The organism is Pantoea sp. BAV 3049 (assembly GCF_009765445.1).
GTDB lineage: Bacteria > Pseudomonadota > Gammaproteobacteria > Enterobacterales > Enterobacteriaceae > Erwinia.
This window is the reverse complement of the sequence record NZ_WHOY01000031.1, coordinates 1,068,956-1,085,733: the sequence shown is the minus strand read 5'-3', so window position 1 is coordinate 1,085,733 and position 16,778 is coordinate 1,068,956. Positions and strand designations below refer to the sequence as shown.

19 protein-coding genes are annotated in these 16,778 nt (G+C 55.2%); 13 read left to right on the top strand and 6 right to left on the bottom strand.

The features are described from left to right. Positions 1-206: 206 nt before the first annotated feature. The 7 genes from GSQ70_RS05885 to pspG all read left to right on the top strand — a co-directional run bounded on the left by GSQ70_RS05885 (position 207) and on the right by pspG (position 6,142). Positions 207-1,070: a transketolase gene (locus GSQ70_RS05885; protein WP_158781682.1), complete on the top strand. Its 864-nt coding sequence runs from the start codon at positions 207-209 to the stop codon at positions 1,068-1,070. Continuing rightward, positions 1,067-2,068 carry a transketolase family protein gene (locus GSQ70_RS05880; RefSeq protein ID WP_158781681.1) on the top strand — a complete coding sequence of 334 codons (1,002 nt, stop codon included), beginning with the start codon at positions 1,067-1,069 and terminating at the stop codon, positions 2,066-2,068. Before GSQ70_RS05885 ends, GSQ70_RS05880 begins: the two co-directional genes overlap by 4 nt. Positions 2,069-2,095: 27 nt before the next feature. Beyond that, entirely contained in the window at positions 2,096-2,950 is an 855-nt protein-coding gene (locus tag GSQ70_RS05875) for an NAD(P)-dependent oxidoreductase (protein WP_158781680.1), read from the top strand. A 62-nt stretch (positions 2,951-3,012) separates the two neighbouring features. Beyond that, positions 3,013-3,138: a hypothetical protein gene (locus tag GSQ70_RS26225; RefSeq protein ID WP_255455400.1), complete on the top strand. Its 126-nt coding sequence runs from the start codon at positions 3,013-3,015 to the stop codon at positions 3,136-3,138. A gap of 9 nt (positions 3,139-3,147) precedes the next feature. Next, positions 3,148-4,335 (top strand): MFS transporter, encoded by a 1,188-nt coding sequence (locus tag GSQ70_RS05870; RefSeq protein WP_158785237.1) that lies wholly within the window; start codon positions 3,148-3,150, stop codon positions 4,333-4,335. 144 nt (positions 4,336-4,479) lie between these two features. Further along, positions 4,480-5,475 (top strand): tRNA dihydrouridine(20/20a) synthase DusA, encoded by a 996-nt coding sequence (dusA, locus tag GSQ70_RS05865; RefSeq protein ID WP_158781679.1) that lies wholly within the window; start codon positions 4,480-4,482, stop codon positions 5,473-5,475. Positions 5,476-5,911: 436 nt separating this feature from the next. After that, positions 5,912-6,142 carry an envelope stress response protein PspG gene (pspG, locus tag GSQ70_RS05860; RefSeq protein ID WP_199257228.1) on the top strand — a complete coding sequence of 77 codons (231 nt, stop codon included), beginning with the start codon at positions 5,912-5,914 and terminating at the stop codon, positions 6,140-6,142. A 223-nt stretch (positions 6,143-6,365) separates the two neighbouring features. On the opposite strand, the gene GSQ70_RS05855 is transcribed toward pspG, so the two are convergent. Beyond that, entirely contained in the window at positions 6,366-7,346 is a 981-nt protein-coding gene (locus tag GSQ70_RS05855; protein ID WP_158781678.1) for a quinone oxidoreductase, read from the bottom strand. 100 nt (positions 7,347-7,446) lie between these two features. Here GSQ70_RS05855 and dnaB point away from each other — a divergent pair, with 100 nt between their 5' ends. The 5 genes from dnaB (at position 7,447) to GSQ70_RS05830 (ending at position 12,200) form a co-directional block, all read left to right on the top strand. Further along, positions 7,447-8,862: a replicative DNA helicase gene (gene dnaB / locus GSQ70_RS05850; RefSeq protein WP_158781677.1), complete on the top strand. Its 1,416-nt coding sequence runs from the start codon at positions 7,447-7,449 to the stop codon at positions 8,860-8,862. A gap of 119 nt (positions 8,863-8,981) precedes the next feature. Continuing rightward, on the top strand, positions 8,982-9,446 hold the full coding sequence (locus GSQ70_RS05845; protein WP_158781676.1) for an Lrp/AsnC family transcriptional regulator: 465 nt from the start codon (positions 8,982-8,984) through the stop codon (positions 9,444-9,446). 257 nt (positions 9,447-9,703) lie between these two features. Next, positions 9,704-10,318 (top strand): YitT family protein, encoded by a 615-nt coding sequence (locus tag GSQ70_RS05840; protein ID WP_158781675.1) that lies wholly within the window; start codon positions 9,704-9,706, stop codon positions 10,316-10,318. 79 nt (positions 10,319-10,397) lie between these two features. Continuing rightward, entirely contained in the window at positions 10,398-11,591 is a 1,194-nt protein-coding gene (locus GSQ70_RS05835) for an amino acid aminotransferase (RefSeq protein ID WP_199257227.1), read from the top strand. Between the two features lie 192 nt (positions 11,592-11,783). Next, positions 11,784-12,200: a secondary thiamine-phosphate synthase enzyme YjbQ gene (locus GSQ70_RS05830; protein ID WP_158781673.1), complete on the top strand. Its 417-nt coding sequence runs from the start codon at positions 11,784-11,786 to the stop codon at positions 12,198-12,200. Positions 12,201-12,240: 40 nt separating this feature from the next. On the opposite strand, the gene GSQ70_RS05825 is transcribed toward GSQ70_RS05830, so the two are convergent. Further along, positions 12,241-12,690 carry a hypothetical protein gene (locus GSQ70_RS05825; RefSeq protein WP_158781672.1) on the bottom strand — a complete coding sequence of 150 codons (450 nt, stop codon included), beginning with the start codon at positions 12,688-12,690 and terminating at the stop codon, positions 12,241-12,243. Next, positions 12,680-13,195 (bottom strand): lysozyme, encoded by a 516-nt coding sequence (locus GSQ70_RS05820; RefSeq protein WP_158781671.1) that lies wholly within the window; start codon positions 13,193-13,195, stop codon positions 12,680-12,682. The genes GSQ70_RS05825 and GSQ70_RS05820 overlap by 11 nt, the downstream gene beginning before the upstream one ends. Positions 13,196-13,424: 229 nt before the next feature. Here GSQ70_RS05820 and GSQ70_RS05815 point away from each other — a divergent pair, with 229 nt between their 5' ends. Next, entirely contained in the window at positions 13,425-13,757 is a 333-nt protein-coding gene (locus tag GSQ70_RS05815; protein ID WP_158781670.1) for an MmcQ/YjbR family DNA-binding protein, read from the top strand. A gap of 52 nt (positions 13,758-13,809) precedes the next feature. On the opposite strand, the gene GSQ70_RS05810 is transcribed toward GSQ70_RS05815, so the two are convergent. From GSQ70_RS05810 to GSQ70_RS05800, 3 genes are read right to left on the bottom strand one after another with little or no spacing between them, the layout of a single operon-like run. Continuing rightward, positions 13,810-14,928 carry a M20 family metallopeptidase gene (locus GSQ70_RS05810; RefSeq protein WP_158781669.1) on the bottom strand — a complete coding sequence of 373 codons (1,119 nt, stop codon included), beginning with the start codon at positions 14,926-14,928 and terminating at the stop codon, positions 13,810-13,812. Further along, positions 14,928-15,683: a glutamine amidotransferase gene (locus GSQ70_RS05805; protein WP_158781668.1), complete on the bottom strand. Its 756-nt coding sequence runs from the start codon at positions 15,681-15,683 to the stop codon at positions 14,928-14,930. Before GSQ70_RS05805 ends, GSQ70_RS05810 begins: the two co-directional genes overlap by 1 nt. 12 nt (positions 15,684-15,695) lie before the next feature. Continuing rightward, positions 15,696-16,775: a phosphotriesterase gene (locus tag GSQ70_RS05800; RefSeq protein WP_158781667.1), complete on the bottom strand. Its 1,080-nt coding sequence runs from the start codon at positions 16,773-16,775 to the stop codon at positions 15,696-15,698. Positions 16,776-16,778 lie beyond the last annotated feature (3 nt).

Sequence of the window (16,778 nt, the reverse complement as noted above, 5' to 3'; positions counted from 1 at the left end):
ATTCATCTGGTGATGCAAAATATGCTTTTGTCGCAGCGGGCTGTGGCTCAGTAATCTTTCACCTGGTCAGACGCACAGGCGCAGCGCTGAAGCCGGTAACAGATGAACTGTATGCGTGAATAATATCACTTTATTAACATTGCGCGATGCAACTTAACAGCCCCGCCCGCGCGTCGTTGTCTGCCGCTAACATCAGGAACCCGATTATGACAAATCTTGCAGAACCCGAACTGGCCGTCACTCATTCGCTGGCTTCTCTGGCACATCATGCTTACCGCATTCGCCGTTTTGCGTTGCGTATGGGGGAAGTTCAGGGCCAGGGGTATATTGGCCAGGCGCTGGGGCTGGCCGACGCGCTGGCGGTGGCTTACTGCCACGCCATGAACTACCGGGCCGATGAGCCTGAGTGGGAAGGGCGTGACCGCTTTCTGCTTTCGCATGGCCATTACGCGATTGCGCTGTATGCCGCGCTGATTGAGGCCGGGATCATTGCGGAAGAAGAGCTGGATACCTACGGATCGGATGACAGCCGCCTGCCAATGTCCGGTATGGCGACCTATACACCGGGAATGGAGATGTCAGGCGGCTCGCTGGGACAGGGAATGAGTATCGCCGTCGGCATGGCTCTGGGGCTGCGGCAGAAAAAGAACCCGGCGTTTGTTTACAACTCCATGTCTGATGGCGAACTGGACGAAGGGGCAACCTGGGAAGCCGCGATGTCTGCCGCCCATCACCAGCTCAGCAATCTGATCGTGATGGTCGATATTAACCAGCAGCAGGCCGACGGCCCGTCGCAGAAAATCCTTGGCTTTGAACCGCTGCAGGATAAATGGCAGGCCTTTGGGTGGTACGTTCAGCGGGTGAATGGCAATGACATCGCCGCCGTGAAGCAGGCTTTCGATCGGGCCCGTCATCACGCTGAGCCTGTGCCGCGTGTGATCCTGCTGGATACGCTGATGGGCAAAGGCGTGCCGTTCCTTGAAAGCCGTGAGAAAAACCATTTTATCCGTGTTGAAGCCGAAGAGTGGCAGCAGGCGATTGCCATCCTCGACCAGGGAGCCAAAGCATGAGAACAACTACCCAACAAAAACCGCGCCTGACCACCTCGGCGATGATTGCGTCTATTGCTTCTGAAGGACAGCGCACTGTAACCGCGCCTTTCGGTCATGCTCTGGTAAAAGAAGCAGCGAAAAGGCAGGAAATTGTCGGCATGACCGCCGATCTGTCGAAATATACCGATCTGCATATTTTTGCTGATGCTTATCCGGAGCGGCATTTCCAGATGGGGATGGCCGAGCAGTTGCTGATGGGGGCGGCAGGTGGTATGGCGAAAGAAGGTTTCATCCCTTTCGCCACGACATATGCCGTATTCGCTACTCGTCGCGCCTATGACTTTATTCATCAGGTGATAGCTGAAGAGCACCTGAACGTGAAAATTGCCGCTGCGCTGCCGGGTCTGACCACCGGCTATGGTCCGAGCCATCAGGCAACCGAGGACATTGCGCTGATGCGTGGGATCCCGGGAATGACCATTATCGACCCGTGTGATGCGCTGGATACCGAACAGGCAGTGGCCGCCGTTGCTGCCCACCAGGGGCCGGTCTATATGCGTTTGCTGCGTGGCAAAGTACCGCTGGTGCTGGATGAATACGATTATCAGTTCGAGCTGGGCAAGGCAAAAATGCTGTGTGACGGTAACGACGTCCTGCTGATCTCCTCCGGCATTATGACCATGCGCTCGCTGGAGACGGCTAAAGCGCTGGCGGAGGACAACGTCAGCGTGGCGGTGCTGCATGTGCCGACCATCAAACCGCTGGATGAAGCGACGATTATCGCGCAGTGCAGTCGTCCGGGACGCTTGGTGGTGGTGGTGGAAAACCACAGCACCATCGGTGGGCTGGGTGAAGCCGTCGCCACCACGCTGATGCGCACACAGGTCATCACCCCGTTCAAACAAATCGCCCTGCCTGACAGCTACCTTGATGCAGGTGCGCTGCCAACGCTGCATGACCGCTACGGCATTTCCAGCAGCGCGATGGTGGCTTCACTCAAATCCTGGCTGCGTTGATACGCGGTCACACCGGGGAGAATCAAGATGAACGTTATTTTTGTTGGCGTCGGGGCTATCGGCCTGCCAATGGCAGCACAGATCAAGCTGGCGGGACACGCGGTGGTTGGTGTGGATGTCTCTGAAGCCTCGCGGATGAGAGCGCTGGAGCAGGATATCGAGGTCGTCAGCCGTTTTGACGATGCGCCCACAGCGGATGTGGTGGTGGTGATGGTTGCCACACCGCAGCAACTGGCCGATCTGGTCACTCAGGCTGAGGGAAAAGTCACCGGCCAGCGTTGGGTCATTATGTCGACCGTCGGGCCAGATGCGGTGCGTGAGCAGGGCGAGCGTTTACGCCAGATGGGCACCTGCGTGATTGATGCACCGGTAACAGGGGGAACCGCGAGAGCGAAAACGGGTGAGTTGGTGATTTTCGCCGCCGGTGCGCCCGATGAGCTGGAAGCGGTGCAGCCCGTACTGCGTGCCATGGGGACCGTGCGCGTTGTCGGCAGTCGCATTGGCGACGGACAGGGGATCAAGGTGATCAATCAGCATCTTTGTTCGATCCATATCGTGGCTGCGGCTGAAGCGTTGAATCTGGCGCAGGCATTGGGGCTGGATCAGGCTGCCGTGCTGTCGCTGGTGGAGAAGGGGGCAGCCGGATCCTGGATGCTCTCCGATCGCGGTCCACGCATGCTGGAAGGGACGGATGTGAGCGTCTCCAGTGCGATCAATATTTTCGTCAAGGACAGCGGACTGGTGGCAGAAGCGGCCAGAGCCTGTACAGCGGATGTGCCGTTGCTGCAGATAGCGCACCAGCGTTATCTGGCCGCAGCGGAGGCTGGCCTGGGCCTCAGGGATGACAGTCGGGTCATCGAGACCTGGTCACCTTCGCGGTAAACAAGCCCTGGTGACTACTCTGAAAGAAAAACTACCTCAACAACAATAATCAGGGGTAACACATGAACACTTCATCTGTACAACCTGCAAACCAGGACAATCCGGTCAAGGTCTCGTTTGCCTCAATGATCGGATCGGCGGTAGAAAGCTATGACTTCTTTATCTATGGCACCGCTGCGGCCGGGTAATTCGGGCCGATTTTTTTTCATACCAAAGAGCCGCTGATCGGCATCCTTGCGGCGTTTGCCACCCTGGCAGTCGGTTTTCTGATGCGGCCGCTGGGTGGCTATCTGGCGGGGCACTTCGGTGACCGCTATGGGCGCAAGACCGTGCTGTTCTGGTCGCTGCTGGCAATGGGGCTGGCAACCGTGATGATCGGTGCGCTGCCCACTTACGATCAGGCCGGAGTCTGGGCTCCGGTGATGTTGATCCTGCTGCGGATGATCCAGGGGATCGGCTTTGGCGCCGAGTGGGGCGGAGCCGTACTGATGGCCTTTGAACACGCACCGGCGAAGAAACGGGGTTTTTACGGCGCGGTGCCGCAGTTGGGGATCCCACTGGGCCTGCTACTGGCTAACGGCGTGTTCCTGCTCTCCTCTGCCCTGTTTGAAGGTGACTGGGTGTGGCGCGTGCCGTTCCTGATCTCCTTTGTGATGGTTGCCATCGGGATCTTTATCCGGATGAGTGTGCAGGAGTCGCCGGATTTTGAAAAAGCGAAAGCGGAGCACAAGATCGTCAAACAGCCTGCGCTGGAAGTGGTTCGCAGCGACTGGCGGATTATTATGAGGATCATCGGGTTGCGCCTTGCTGAAACCGGCGGTTATTACCTCACCACCAGCTTTATGCTGTCATATGTAGTGCTGGCAAGCATCACGACGAAAGAACATGTGCTGTGGGGAACGCTGATTGGTTCCGCTATTGGCCTGGTCAGCCATCTGATCTATGGCTCGCTGAGCGACAAAGTGGGCCGCCGTCCGATCTTCCTGATCGGCGCGGTCTTCACCATTCTGTTTGGCATTCCGATGTTTATGATGATCAACACTGGCGCGGTGCTGATGGTGGTCACGGCGGTTTCTCTGTCGCTGCTGTTCAGCCACGATCCGATCTTTGCCGTTGAGTCGAGCTGGTTCTCCGAGCAGTTCCCGGCCCATGTCCGTTCCTCAGGTATTTCACTGGGCTATAATGGGGCTTCCGTGGTGGCTGGCTTACTGCCCTTTATCGCCACTGGCGTGTACGGCATGGTCGGCTGGATTGGGCCGGCGGTGATGTTCTCAATGCTTGGCGTCATCTCTGCACTCTGCGCGTTCCGCACGAATGAGACGGCTCCGGTGATTGTTGAGAAGCAGGCAGTGAGCCGCGTGCCTTCCAGAGCAAGGACGGTGTAGTTTAACGGGATAAGCTCAAACCGGACTGACAGGTCACTCCTTCAGCCCGGTTTTGGTTTCTGCCGCGGGTGATTGCTGAAGCCAGGCATGCTATCATTGCGCACAATATCGTCATTTGTTAATCACACCGAGTTTGCGCGCTTTATGACCCAGAGTTTACCTGCCCACCGCTTTTCCATTGCCCCTATGCTGGACTGGACCGATCGTCACTGCCGTTATTTTCACCGACAGCTGACCCGCCAGGCGTTGCTGTACACCGAAATGGTCACCACCGGTGCCATCATTCATGGCAAAGGGGACTATCTGGCCTGGAGCCAGGAAGAGCAGCCCGTCGCGCTGCAACTGGGTGGCTTCGATCGTGCTGCGCTGGCTCAGTGTGCTGAGCAGGCACAAGCGCGGGGTTACAACGAGATCAACCTCAACGTCGGATGCCCTTCCGATCGCGTGCAGAACGGGCGCTTCGGAGCCTGTCTGATGGGTGAAGCGGCGCTGGTAGCGGATGGCATTAAAGCGATGCGCGAACGGGTATCAATTCCGGTGACGGTGAAAACACGTATCGGCATTGACGATCAGGACAGCTACGAGTTCCTGTGTGACTTTATCCGTCAGGTTTCTGAGCAGGGCGGCTGTGAGATGTTTATCATCCATGCCCGTAAAGCCTGGCTGTCGGGCCTCAGCCCGAAAGAGAACCGCGAAATCCCGCCCCTGGATTACGAGCGTGTTTACCAGCTTAAGCGTGATTTCCCGCACCTGACCCTGTCGATTAACGGCGGCGTGAAGTCGCTGGAAGAAGCCAAAATGCATCTGCAGCATGTGGATGGGGTGATGATGGGCCGTGAAGCCTACCAGAATCCAGGCCTGCTGGCGCAGGTTGATCGTGAACTGTTTGGCTGCGACCGCGAGCCGGTTGATCCGGTCGCCGTCGTGCGTTCAATGTATCCGTATATCGAGCGCGAGCTGGCACAGGGAACCTACCTCGGCCATATTACCCGCCATATGCTGGGGCTGTTCCAGGGGCTCCCGGGCGCACGTCAGTGGCGCCGTCATCTGAGCGAGAATGCGCACAAACCCGGTGCCAATATTGAAACGGTAGAGCAGGCGCTGGCGCTGGTGGTCGATAAGATCCCGGCTGCGGTTTAACGGCAAAGCCGTCGCCGAATGCCCTGAATCATCAACGCTAAGTTTCAGGCAATTTTCCGGTTGCTTTGAATTAGCAACGCTAAGTTAAAGCGCATTCTCCGAATGCCTTTAAGCAGCAAGACCAATGTTTTCTGGGGGAGAGGTTATCCGGATAACCTCTCCAGCGGGCATACCAACCGTCAGCGACTTAACAGGGCCATCAACTTACCTGGCCACCCAACTGCCTTCTTATCCCCCGTATCCTGGCAGGCTCTTGAACGTACCAGTCCTGTTCAACACCAATCCTTCGTTAATTCTTCACCACTTAATAATCAATTTCACCACGTCCGCTTTCACACTACCAACTGATTTTCTCAAAATTCAATCAGATAGATAAAATCCAATCCTGGCACGTATCTTGTAATACTCCTCCAGTCACTTATCTGGAGCTCCCCTGATGGAAATCTTATTCGTCCTTGGCTTTTTTGTAATGCTACTACTGACCGGCATCTCCGTGCTCGGTATCATCGCGGCACTCGTTGTTGCAACTGTAGTGATGATGTTTGGTGGCCTGCTGGCAGTTGTGATCAAAATGTTGCCGTGGCTGCTACTGGCCGTGGTGGGCGTGTGGATATACCGCGCTTATAAAAAACCTCAGTCGAGAGCTGACCGCTGGTTATCCCGGTAATATCAACATGTTGGCGAATTTTCCGCGTGGCGGAATGCGGGCTGGATCACAACATGGCAGATTGTTCAGACGATTTTGCAATTAAACATATTTTTTACTTATGAATTCTGCCAGGATGGTTTCATTGAATTGAAACGAATTCATCGCCGCTGACCCTACAAACAGCGCGAACTATAAAAAAGAAAAAAGGGCTTCCTTCGGGAAGCCCAATTTATTTCAGGCGTCAGGGGATCAGCAAACTGGAACCCTGAGTCGCACGGCTCTCCAGCGTCTTATGCGCCCGCTGGACATCGGTTAAAGCAAACTTCTGCTGCTCCGGAACATCCACCTTAATGGCCCCACTTGCAATCAGTGAGAACAGCTCGTTGCTGGCGCTGGTCAGTGCTTCCCGCGTGGTGATGTAACCATTCAGTGAGGGACGGGTGACATACAGTGAGCCTTTCTGGTTCAGAATCCCCAGATTCACACCGCTGACCGGGCCGGATGAATTACCAAAACTGACCATCAGGCCGCGACGTTGCAGACAGTTCAGCGAAGCTTCCCAGGTATCTTTGCCCACCGAATCGTAAACCACCCGCACCTTCTTACCGTCGGTCAGTTCTGCCACTCGCCGGACAATATCCTCTTCACGGTAATTGATGGTCGCCCATGCCCCGGCTTCCTTCGCCCGTACCGCTTTCTCGGCTGAGCCTACGGTGCCGATCAGATGAGCGCCCAGCGCCTTCGCCCACTGGCAGGCAATCAGACCCACACCGCCCGCTGCGGCCTGGAACAGAAAGACTTCATCCGGTTGCACCACGTAAGTCTGGCGCAGAAGATAATGCACGGTCAGCCCTTTCAGGAAAGAGGCCGCCGCCTGCTCGTAAGAAATCCCGTCGGGCAGCAGCGCCAGCTTATCGACATTCACCGCATGAAACTCGCTATAGGCTCCCAGCGCGGACTGAGCGTAAACCACGCGGTCACCAGGCTTCACAGCCGTCACGCCCTCGCCAACACTTTTCACCACGCCCGCCGCTTCGGTGCCTAAGCCCGCAGGCAACGAGGCCGGATACAGACCGCTGCGCACATAAGTATCGATATAGTTGATGCCGATTGCTTTATTCTCAACAATCACTTCGTCCGCTGCGGGCTCCGGGATATCAACGTCAATTACCTGCATCACTTCCGGGCCGCCATGCTGGCTGATTTGTATACGTTTTGCCATGGTCACTCCTGTTGATTCTGCGTCATTGAGGGAGGACGAAAGGCCACCAAACGGGTATACTTGCGCGCTTCCCCCCTCAGATTTTTGGTATTGCATCACTATGGCAGGAAATAAACCCTCCAACAAATCCGCTGAAAAACGTGAGCCGCGCGACCGGCAAATGGAAGGGCTTAAATTGCCGCCCCATTCTCTGGAAGCGGAGCAATCCGTGTTGGGCGGGTTAATGCTGGATAACGAACGCTGGGACAACGTCTCGGAACGTGTGGTGGCGCAGGATTTCTTCAGCCGCCCTCACCGGATGATCTTTAGCGAAATGCAGCGCCTGCTGGAACTGGGCAAGCCCATAGATCTGATCACGCTCTCAGAATCAATGGAGACCAAGGGTGAACTGAGCATGGTGGGCGGTTTTGCCTACCTCGCTGAGTTATCAAAAAACACGCCAAGTGCGGCGAACATCGGCGCTTATGCGGATATCGTTCGCGAACGTGCGGTTGTGCGTGAAATGATCGCCGTAGCCAATGAGATCGCTGATGCGGGCTACGATCCACAGGGGCGTACCAGTGAAGATCTGCTCGATCTGGCAGAGTCCCGCGTTTTCCAGATCGCTGAAAATCGGGCCAACAAAGATGAAGGGCCGAAAAGCGTCGATCAGATCCTTGAAGCGACGATCTCCAGGATTGAATCTCTCTATCAGACCCCGCATGACGGCGTGACCGGGGTGGATACCGGCTATCAGGATCTCAACAAGAAGACCGCTGGTCTGCAGCGTTCGGATTTGATCATCGTAGCCGCTCGTCCTTCGATGGGTAAAACCACTTTTGCAATGAACCTTTGCGAAAATGCGGCGATGTTGCAGGATAAACCAGTGTTGATCTTCAGTCTGGAGATGCCCGGCGAACAGATTATGATGCGTATGCTGGCCTCGCTGTCCCGCGTGGATCAGACCCGTATCCGTACCGGCCAGTTGGATGATGAAGACTGGGCGCGTATCTCCAGCACCATGGGCATTCTGCTGGAGAAAAAGAACATGTTTATCGATGACTCCTCGGGCCTGACGCCGACGGAAGTCCGCTCCCGCGCACGCCGTATTTTCCGCGAACACGGTGGCCTGAGCCTGATCATGATCGATTACCTTCAGCTGATGCGCGTGCCTGCGCTGTCCGATAACCGTACGCTGGAAATTGCCGAAATTTCCCGTTCCCTGAAGGCGCTGGCGAAAGAGCTTCAGGTGCCGGTGGTGGCGCTGTCGCAGCTTAACCGCTCGCTGGAGCAGCGTGCCGATAAACGCCCGGTCAACTCGGATCTGCGTGAGTCCGGTTCTATTGAGCAGGATGCCGACCTGATTATGTTTATCTACCGTGATGAGGTTTATCACGAGAACAGCGATCTGAAAGGCATCGCCGAAATTATTCTGGGTAAGCAACGTAACGGACCCATCGGGACCGTGCGCCTGACCTTTAACGGCCAGTGGTCACGTTTTGATAACTACGCCGGGCCTGCCTTCGATGAAGAATAATTCTTCATGCACAGGTTGTGCATCCTCTCACTGGTCATCAGAAAATAGTGTTGGACAAGGGCACGAAAAATGCGGTTATCTGTCCGGGTAGCGTACCTGATAAGCCGCCCGGATCGATAATGACCCAGATTGATGATTACGACCTTAAGATACTGACTTTACTTGAAACAAATGGTCGACTGACCAATCAGGAACTGAGTGATTTGGTCGGGCTTTCCGCCTCCCAGTGCTCGCGACGGCGGATCAACCTGGAACAGGCAGGTTTGATTCTCGGCTACCATGCACGGCTCTCGCCTGACGCGGTTGGACTGGGGATGATTGGCCTGATCGAAGTCCGCCTGATTAATCATACTTCTGATTATGTCGACAGCTTTCACCGCATGGTGGCGGAAGAGTCCGGAATTGTTGACGCTTACAAAACCACGGGTGATGCCGATTATCTGCTGAAGGTGGCGGTTGCCGATCTGGCAGGCCTCAGCGCCCTGATCAGCCAGCTGGTAGCGGGGCATCAGAGCGTATCGCACGTAAAAACTTCCGTGGTGCTCACCCGTCTGAAAGAGAATGGGGTAATGACTCCGGTGTAACCGGGTTATTGCTCCACCTTGGTGCAGCATGGATCAATAAGGTGCATCAGATCGCATTGTGATGCGCAAATCACGCGGAAAAATGAATTTTAATGCGTGAAATGACGAGGTGCCCCGTCTTTCATGCATGAAAATATGTAGCAAAGCGCCTTGTATTTAATGGGTTAATTCGCTGGCACCAATCCGGCAGTCGTCTTACTGCCGGATTGGTGCGATTTTTGCTGATAACAGAGATTATTTCTCTGAGAATCCGCATCATGGATAACGTAGTACAGCCCGCAAAAATCCCCCATACCTTCATTGAAGATGCCCTGGCAATCCTGTTTGGCACGCTGCTGGTCTCCTTCGGTATTACATTGCTGAAGACGGCTGGCGCGCTCACCGGCAGTACCGCCGGAATTGCCTTTCTGATCGGCTATCTCACCCACGTTTCCTTCGGCGTAGCCTTCTTTGTCATTAATATCCCGTTCTACTGGCTGGCTGCGCGCCGCATGGGTTGGGCCTTCACCCTGAAAACGTTCTGCGCGGTGGGGCTGGTATCTCTGTTCACGCATTTACATCCGCTTTTCATCCATTTTTCCGGGCTGGATCCGTTCTACGCTACTCTGTTCGGTAACGTGATAATGGGAATTGGGTTTATAGTATTATTCCGGCACAAAGCCAGCCTGGGCGGCATCAATATTCTGGCGTTATGGCTGCAGGATCGGTACGGTATTCGTGCCGGTAAACTGCAAATGGGCGTGGATACCTGCGTGGTGCTGGCCTCGCTGTTTGTGGTGCCGTTGCCGATGCTGGCGGCCTCAGTCGCTGGTGCGCTGATCCTCAATCTGATTATCGCCATGAACCACCGCCCGGGCCGCTATTACGTCTGAGCCGCCGGATGAATAAAGAAGTGAAGCGTCCCTGAGGGTGGCGCCAGCCTGACCCAATCAATTAATGGAGATCTGCACCGTGTTTCAAAACGTTGATGCCTATGCCGGCGATCCAATTCTTTCCCTGATGGAAACTTTCAAGCAGGATGCGCGACCGCATAAGGTCAACCTGAGCATCGGGCTGTATTACGACAGAGAGGGTCAGATCCCACAGCTGCAGGCCGTGGCCGAGGCTGAAGCCCGTCTGAATGCTGAGACACACAATGCGGCAGTTTATCTGCCGATGGACGGTCTGGCTTCTTACCGCAGCGCGATTGCTCCGCTGCTGTTCGGGCAGGATCATCCTGCCTTGCAGGCGGGCCGTATTGCGACCATCCAGACCGTTGGCGGGTCTGGCGCGCTGAAAGTGGGGGCGGATTTCCTGAAAGCCTATTTCCCGAACTCTCAGGTCTGGGTCAGCGATCCTACCTGGGATAATCACGTGGCGATCTTCTCCGGTGCAGGTTTCCAGGTGAATACCTACCCGTGGTACGACGAAGAGACCAACGGCGTGAAGTTCGAAGAACTGGTCGCGCAGCTGAAGACGCTGCCTGCGCAGAGCATCGTGCTGCTGCACCCTTGCTGCCATAACCCGACTGGTGCAGATCTGACTAACGACCAGTGGGACATCGTGACTGAAGTGCTGAAAGGCCGCGATCTGATCCCGTTCCTCGACATCGCCTACCAGGGCTTTGGCGCAGGCATGGATGAAGATGCTTATGCTATCCGCTCCATCGCCGCAGCTGGTCTGCCCGCGCTGGTCAGCAACTCCTTCTCGAAAATATTCTCCCTGTATGGCGAGCGCGTTGGCGGTCTGTCCGTGGTCTGCGATGATGCAGAAGAAGCGTCCCGCGTGCTGGGCCAGCTGAAAGCGACCGTGCGCCGCAACTACTCCAGCCCGCCAAACTTCGGTGCTCAGGTGGTTTCCTGCGTGCTGAACGATGCGCAGTTGAAAGCGAACTGGCTGGCGGAAGTGGAAGAGATGCGTCTGCGCATTCTCTCCATGCGTCAGGCTATGGTTGAAGTGCTGACCACGGCGATGCCTGGCAAAAACTTTGATTACCTGCTGAAGCAGCGCGGCATGTTCAGCTACACCGGCCTGAGCGAAGAGCAGGTTGACCGCCTGCGTAACGAGTTCGGTGTCTACCTGATTGCCAGTGGCCGTATGTGCGTGGCAGGTCTCAACAGCAAAAATGTTAATCAGGTCGCCGAGGCCTTTGCGGCCGTGATGTAAGTCAGGCTGAAGACTTTGACGGCTCCTGCGGGAGCCGTTTTTCTTGCAGCAAGCGGGATAGTCACCCGGTCAATTCCACTCTTTTCCCTTTGCGGGTTTACCTTTTCGCCTTTTGCTCCACACTTAACAGAACCCAGACCAGTTTGAGGCTCAGGGGATACACTTATATTGATTCAGCTAAGGAGCAGGACGATGTGGTACCAGCAAACGATCACTTTAGCCCCCAAATCTCGCGGGTTTCATCTGGTGACGGAAGAAATTACTGAAGAGCTGCGTCGCCTGAGCGATGTGCAGGTGGGGCTACTTCATTTGCTGCTGCAGCATACTTCTGCCTCGTTGACGCTGAATGAAAATTGCGATCCCACGGTGCGTGGCGATATGGAGCAACACTTTCTGCGGCAGGTGCCGGAAAGTGCCCCCTACGAGCATGATTATGAAGGCGCGGACGATATGCCTGCACACATCAAATCTTCGCTGCTGGGGGTATCGCTGATGTTGCCGGTCAGTCGTGGGCGTCTGGTACTCGGAACGTGGCAGGGCATTTGGCTGGGGGAACACCGCATTCACGGCGGGGCCCGGCGTATCGTTGCCACGCTGCAAGGGGAATAAAAATCAGTCCCGGCCACCAATGGCGGTCGGGACTTGTACATCAATTATTTATTGCTATGATCCTGATATTAAACTTTTTGCAGTCATTAGTCGTACAAATGCCACTGAACCAAAGCTCTCCATGTTCACCCACCATAATGCCGGTGTCTTTAGCAAATAATTCTTCATATTTCTGATTCAGGATGATTTGGGTCAGATGTTTATTGAAGACAACGTCGTACTTTTTGATGAAAGTACTCTTATTTTTAATGTCGATTTTTTTACTGTTAACGGAAACGGTAATAGGATAATCAATCATAGCGGCAACGGCCTTTTTATTCCCGCTGGCTACGGCATGTTGTAGCTCCGTCAGAAATTGATGATATTGGTTATGAGTTCCCGCTCCCATGAGAGTATCAATTCTGCTATCTTTCTCACTAACCGAATCAGCAACCGCTGTTCCTGCTATTCCCAGAGACAAAATCAGATAAATAAATAAGTTACTCAACATCCTGAAGTCCTTGTTTGAACGGTGCGGCTTCATCCAGCCTTCGTTTGTAGAGTGAGGCCAGCAATCTCGGTTTTCCTGTTCTGTGCCCTTTAGCATCATGCTTATAGACGTAAACATATTTGAGAATTTTATCATGGACGGCTTTCATATCGCCACGATCGGCGGCCGCCATGATGGAGGCGGGAGTGCCCACGTTATAGCAAAAGGAGACTAAAGCATCGAATTGTTGCTGTGTTAGCGGATAGTGAGGCACCTTGAGGCGGATGTATCGTTCAACCTGATGGACGTGTGTTGCCAGGGCTGTGTTGATATCATTTATGGTCACTGATTTTCTTAATTCAGCCTCTGTGCACGTCCCGTAATGTGCCAATGTACCTACACCCCATGTGCAATTTCCTTTGTCGGGACCGAGATCGTTGTAATAGTGATAAATTACGCCTTCACGAAGACGCAAATCCCGATAACCTGAAGCACTGAACGAGAGCTGATTGTTTACACCAGACATAAGTTCTCCTTTCCTATGTTAAGCATTGATAGAACAGAGCCGTACAGACCACAACCCTGTTCTCTTTGGTTTTATGGTGCACTTGTTGCTATCGCCTATACTCATTTACCAAACCAGGTAAGTAAATTTAAATACGTCAAGCCGTTGCGGTAATAGTGATCCAGTTCAAATTCGGTTCATAACTGCCTCAAAGGCGTATCGTTGCCACGCTGCAAGGGGAATAAAAAACATGAACGTATCGGATCTTTTGTCTTATTGCATGGATAAGCCGGGCGCGGAACAGAGCGTGCACAGCGACTGGAAAGCCACGCAGATCAAGGTGGATGACGTGCTGTTTGCGCTGGTGCATGAAGTGGACGGGCGGCCAGCCGTGGCACTGAAAGCGACACCTGCGCTGGCTGATTTGCTGCGTGAAGAGCATAAAGATGTGCTGCCCAGCGAGCACCTGAACAAATCGCACTGGAGCACGGTGCTGCTGGACGGGTCGCTGAAGGATTCACAGATTTACTATCTGGTGGATGCTTCCTGGCAGCAGGCGCTGGATACTAAAACGGCGCATTGATGGCCGCTAGAGCGCCCACGTTGAGGATTTGCCACCGCCGTTATGGCAGAATTTATTTCGCCTGCCAGTCGCAAATCAATTCGCCATAGAGCTTTTCAGCCTCTGCCAGACGGCTGAGCAGGCAGTATTCGTCGGTCTGGTGCGCCATAGCCGGCTCTCCCGGGCCTAAAATAATGCAGGGAGGATGGTTCAGGGCCGGAAGCAACAGTGAGGCATCGGTGAAGTAGGGCACAATCTTCGCCGCCAGGGGTTCAGGATGCAGCGGCTGGCAATGCTGATAAACACTGGCAATCCAGTCGTTATCTTCTGCGCTCAGTACTGCAGGCAGATCCACCAGAGTGGAAATCGTCACCGTCTCACCCAGCGCGGTGGACAGGTTTTGCCGGATGGTGACATGTTGCAGATTTGGCGCGGTGCGGATATCCACATCAAACTGCGTGCGGTCGGGAACGGAATTGATATTCAGCCCGCCCTGAATCCGGCCCACGTTGAGCGTCGGTTTTTTCATTAACGGATGCGGCGCTCCCGGTTCGAACTGGCGGATTTTCCCCAGCGCTTCCGCCGCCAGATAAATCGCGTTAATCCCCAGCTCCGGCATGGCACCGTGGGCCGTTTTTCCCCGGGTTTCACAACGTAGCCAAAGAGCACCTTTATGGCCGATAACCGGATAGTTCGCGGTTGGCTCGCCGACGATCAATGCACCCACTTCCGGTAAATCTCCGCCAGCAATTAGCGCTTCGGCACCGTCACAACCGGTTTCCTCACCGCCGGTGATCAGAAGAATCACGCCTTTGCCTGCACGGATTGCGGCCTGATGAGTAACGCAGGCGACGGCGAAGGCAGCGACTGCCGCTTTCATATCACTGGAGCCACGCCCGTACAGGCGATTGTCGACGATGTCGGCCCCAAAGGGGGCGTACTGCCAGGTCTGATTGCCCAGTGGCACCGTATCCAGATGACCGGTAAAGGCCAGCGGGCTGCCAGCCTGGGTTCCCGGCATGCGGGCGATCAGATTACAGCGATCTTCGCCAAAGCTGCTGAGGGTGACTTCAAAACCCTGGTCACTCAGCCATCCGGCGAAAAAGGCCATGCAGGCGGCCTCATCGCCAGGGGGATTGATGGTGTCAAAACCCAGCAGGCGCTGTGCCAGTTGCAGAGTCCGATCTACCATCAGGCTTTCTCCGTCAGCCAGTCCAGACAGTTAATCCACAGCTGGCGATAGCCCGGCCACGCGGCGAACTCATTTGGCAGCCAGTGAGCGGACATGTCGCTGGTCCACACCAGCGAGCGGCCCTGCTGATATTCCCGAACGGCCAGCAGTGGGTGTTCAGTTCCGGCGACCTTCGCCAGCAGTTTCCCTTCGGGCTGCATTTCGACTTCGTTATAGCCCAGCAGCCATGGCCAGTCGCCAGAAATCTCGCTGAAAACCGCGTGCGGCTCCCTGATTTCCGGGTAAATCCCTTCCGGTGACTCAATGCGGTCATCCCAGGGCAGGCAGCGCACTGGCAGCACTTTTTCTACAGGAGTATTGCGATAGCGCGCGCCACCGTTAATTCCCTGGAAGCTGTAATAGCCACCAATCATCATCAGGCTGCCGCCCGCCGCCACATAGTCATGGATCAGCGCCAGACGGTTCGGCGTGCGCTGGCTTTTGAGCCAGGTATCCGGGTGCAGCAATAGCGTATTGGCCCCGATGTCGGAGAGAATAATGGCGTCCCACCGCTGTAGCTCAGCCAGCGTCAGCGGAAAACTGACCGGCGCTTCATGGGCTGGCATATGGGTAATGGCGTAATCGCTGTCGGCCAGCGTCGCGAGGAAATCAGTCGCGCCGTTGTGCCAGGTAGCGGTGGCGAACTGGTCGAAGCCCTTAACATGGGTGGAGGTGCTGGTCCAGGATTCTCCGACCAGCAGAATTTTCTTTTGCATCACACTCTCCCTTTACCCGCCAAACACGCGCTGCGGATTAGCAATCATTAATGTTTCAAGCTGCCCGCCGCTGACGCCATGACGGCGCAGGCGGGGAACAAAATGTTTAAGGATGTAGCCATAACCATGGCCGCCGTAGCGGGTGAGCATGGTTTTCAGGAACACGTCCTGCGACAGCAAAATCTGGTGAATGAAGCCGTCTTCAATCAGCTCGCAGATGGCGCGGGCATTCTCTTCGTCCGAAGGGGACTGTGCGGATTCATCAGCGTAGTAATAGCTCATGCCAATCATGTCGTATTCGAGGAAGGCCCCGCGCTGCGCCAGTTCCCGCTGATAGGTTTTGTCGGCAAAGCTGGGGTTCATATGGCACAGGACGGTATGGCGCAGATCGGCCCCTTCCTGCTCAAGGATATCCAGCACCTTATGCCCCAGTCGTTCCCAGCCTGGCAGATGCACCTCAATCGGCACGCCGGTAGCGGCACTGGCTCTTCCCGCCGCGCGCAGCGATTTCTCTTCATCGGCGGTGAACCGGCTGGAAACGCCGATTTCGCCGATCAGTCCGGCAATCACTTCTGGTTTTTCCTCCGCGCCGCCGACGTCGTAAATCAGCTTCTGCGTCAGTTGCTCAACGGTGATGGTTTTCACCCACTCCGGGTGTGAAGGCTCCAGATACAGCCCGGTCCCCATCACGATATTCAACCCGGTAAGGCGTGAAATCCGCTGCAACGCCTTCGGGTCGCGGCCGATGCCGATATTGGTCGGGTCGATAACCGTTTCACCGCCCAGTGCGCGGAACTTCATCAGCTCTTCAATCGCCACATCGGCGTCAAACAGCTGGCAGTTATCCCGGCTCATCAATGGGTTAAGTGACAACTCCCCGAGATTCTCAATCTTTACCGGCATCTCGGCCATATGACGATCGCTGCAACAGCAGGGAGGGACCCATTTGCCCGAGGCATCCAGCAGAATGTGTTCGTGCATCAGCGTCACGCCCATCTCACCCAGCGGCATTGGTCCCAGCACGGTCATCACATGGCCGCTACTGACTCCAACCGGCAGCGGATCGGCATGGCGAAAAATCGATCCTTTCATCGG

Bases quoted from the DNA above. Each gene is read 5' to 3' on its own strand.
- GSQ70_RS05840 (WP_158781675.1), top strand. From the start codon at position 9,704: ATGGATAACGTAGTACAGCCCGCAAAAATCCCCCATACCTTCATTGAA.
- pspG (WP_199257228.1), top strand. From the start codon at position 5,912: ATGGAAATCTTATTCGTCCTTGGCTTTTTTGTAATGCTACTACTGACC.
- dnaB (WP_158781677.1), top strand. From the start codon at position 7,447: ATGGCAGGAAATAAACCCTCCAACAAATCCGCTGAAAAACGTGAGCCG.
- GSQ70_RS05855 (WP_158781678.1), bottom strand. From the start codon at position 7,346: ATGGCAAAACGTATACAAATCAGCCAGCATGGCGGCCCGGAAGTGATG.
- GSQ70_RS05805 (WP_158781668.1), bottom strand. From the start codon at position 15,683: ATGCAAAAGAAAATTCTGCTGGTCGGAGAATCCTGGACCAGCACCTCC.
- GSQ70_RS05815 (WP_158781670.1), top strand. From the start codon at position 13,425: ATGAACGTATCGGATCTTTTGTCTTATTGCATGGATAAGCCGGGCGCG.
- GSQ70_RS05820 (WP_158781671.1), bottom strand. From the start codon at position 13,195: ATGTCTGGTGTAAACAATCAGCTCTCGTTCAGTGCTTCAGGTTATCGG.
- dusA (WP_158781679.1), top strand. From the start codon at position 4,480: ATGACCCAGAGTTTACCTGCCCACCGCTTTTCCATTGCCCCTATGCTG.
- GSQ70_RS05875 (WP_158781680.1), top strand. From the start codon at position 2,096: ATGAACGTTATTTTTGTTGGCGTCGGGGCTATCGGCCTGCCAATGGCA.
- GSQ70_RS05810 (WP_158781669.1), bottom strand. From the start codon at position 14,928: ATGGTAGATCGGACTCTGCAACTGGCACAGCGCCTGCTGGGTTTTGAC.
- GSQ70_RS05800 (WP_158781667.1), bottom strand. From the start codon at position 16,775: ATGAAAGGATCGATTTTTCGCCATGCCGATCCGCTGCCGGTTGGAGTC.
- GSQ70_RS05880 (WP_158781681.1), top strand. From the start codon at position 1,067: ATGAGAACAACTACCCAACAAAAACCGCGCCTGACCACCTCGGCGATG.
- GSQ70_RS05885 (WP_158781682.1), top strand. From the start codon at position 207: ATGACAAATCTTGCAGAACCCGAACTGGCCGTCACTCATTCGCTGGCT.
- GSQ70_RS05845 (WP_158781676.1), top strand. From the start codon at position 8,982: ATGACCCAGATTGATGATTACGACCTTAAGATACTGACTTTACTTGAA.
- GSQ70_RS05825 (WP_158781672.1), bottom strand. From the start codon at position 12,690: ATGTTGAGTAACTTATTTATTTATCTGATTTTGTCTCTGGGAATAGCA.
- GSQ70_RS26225 (WP_255455400.1), top strand. From the start codon at position 3,013: ATGAACACTTCATCTGTACAACCTGCAAACCAGGACAATCCGGTCAAG.
- GSQ70_RS05830 (WP_158781673.1), top strand. From the start codon at position 11,784: ATGTGGTACCAGCAAACGATCACTTTAGCCCCCAAATCTCGCGGGTTT.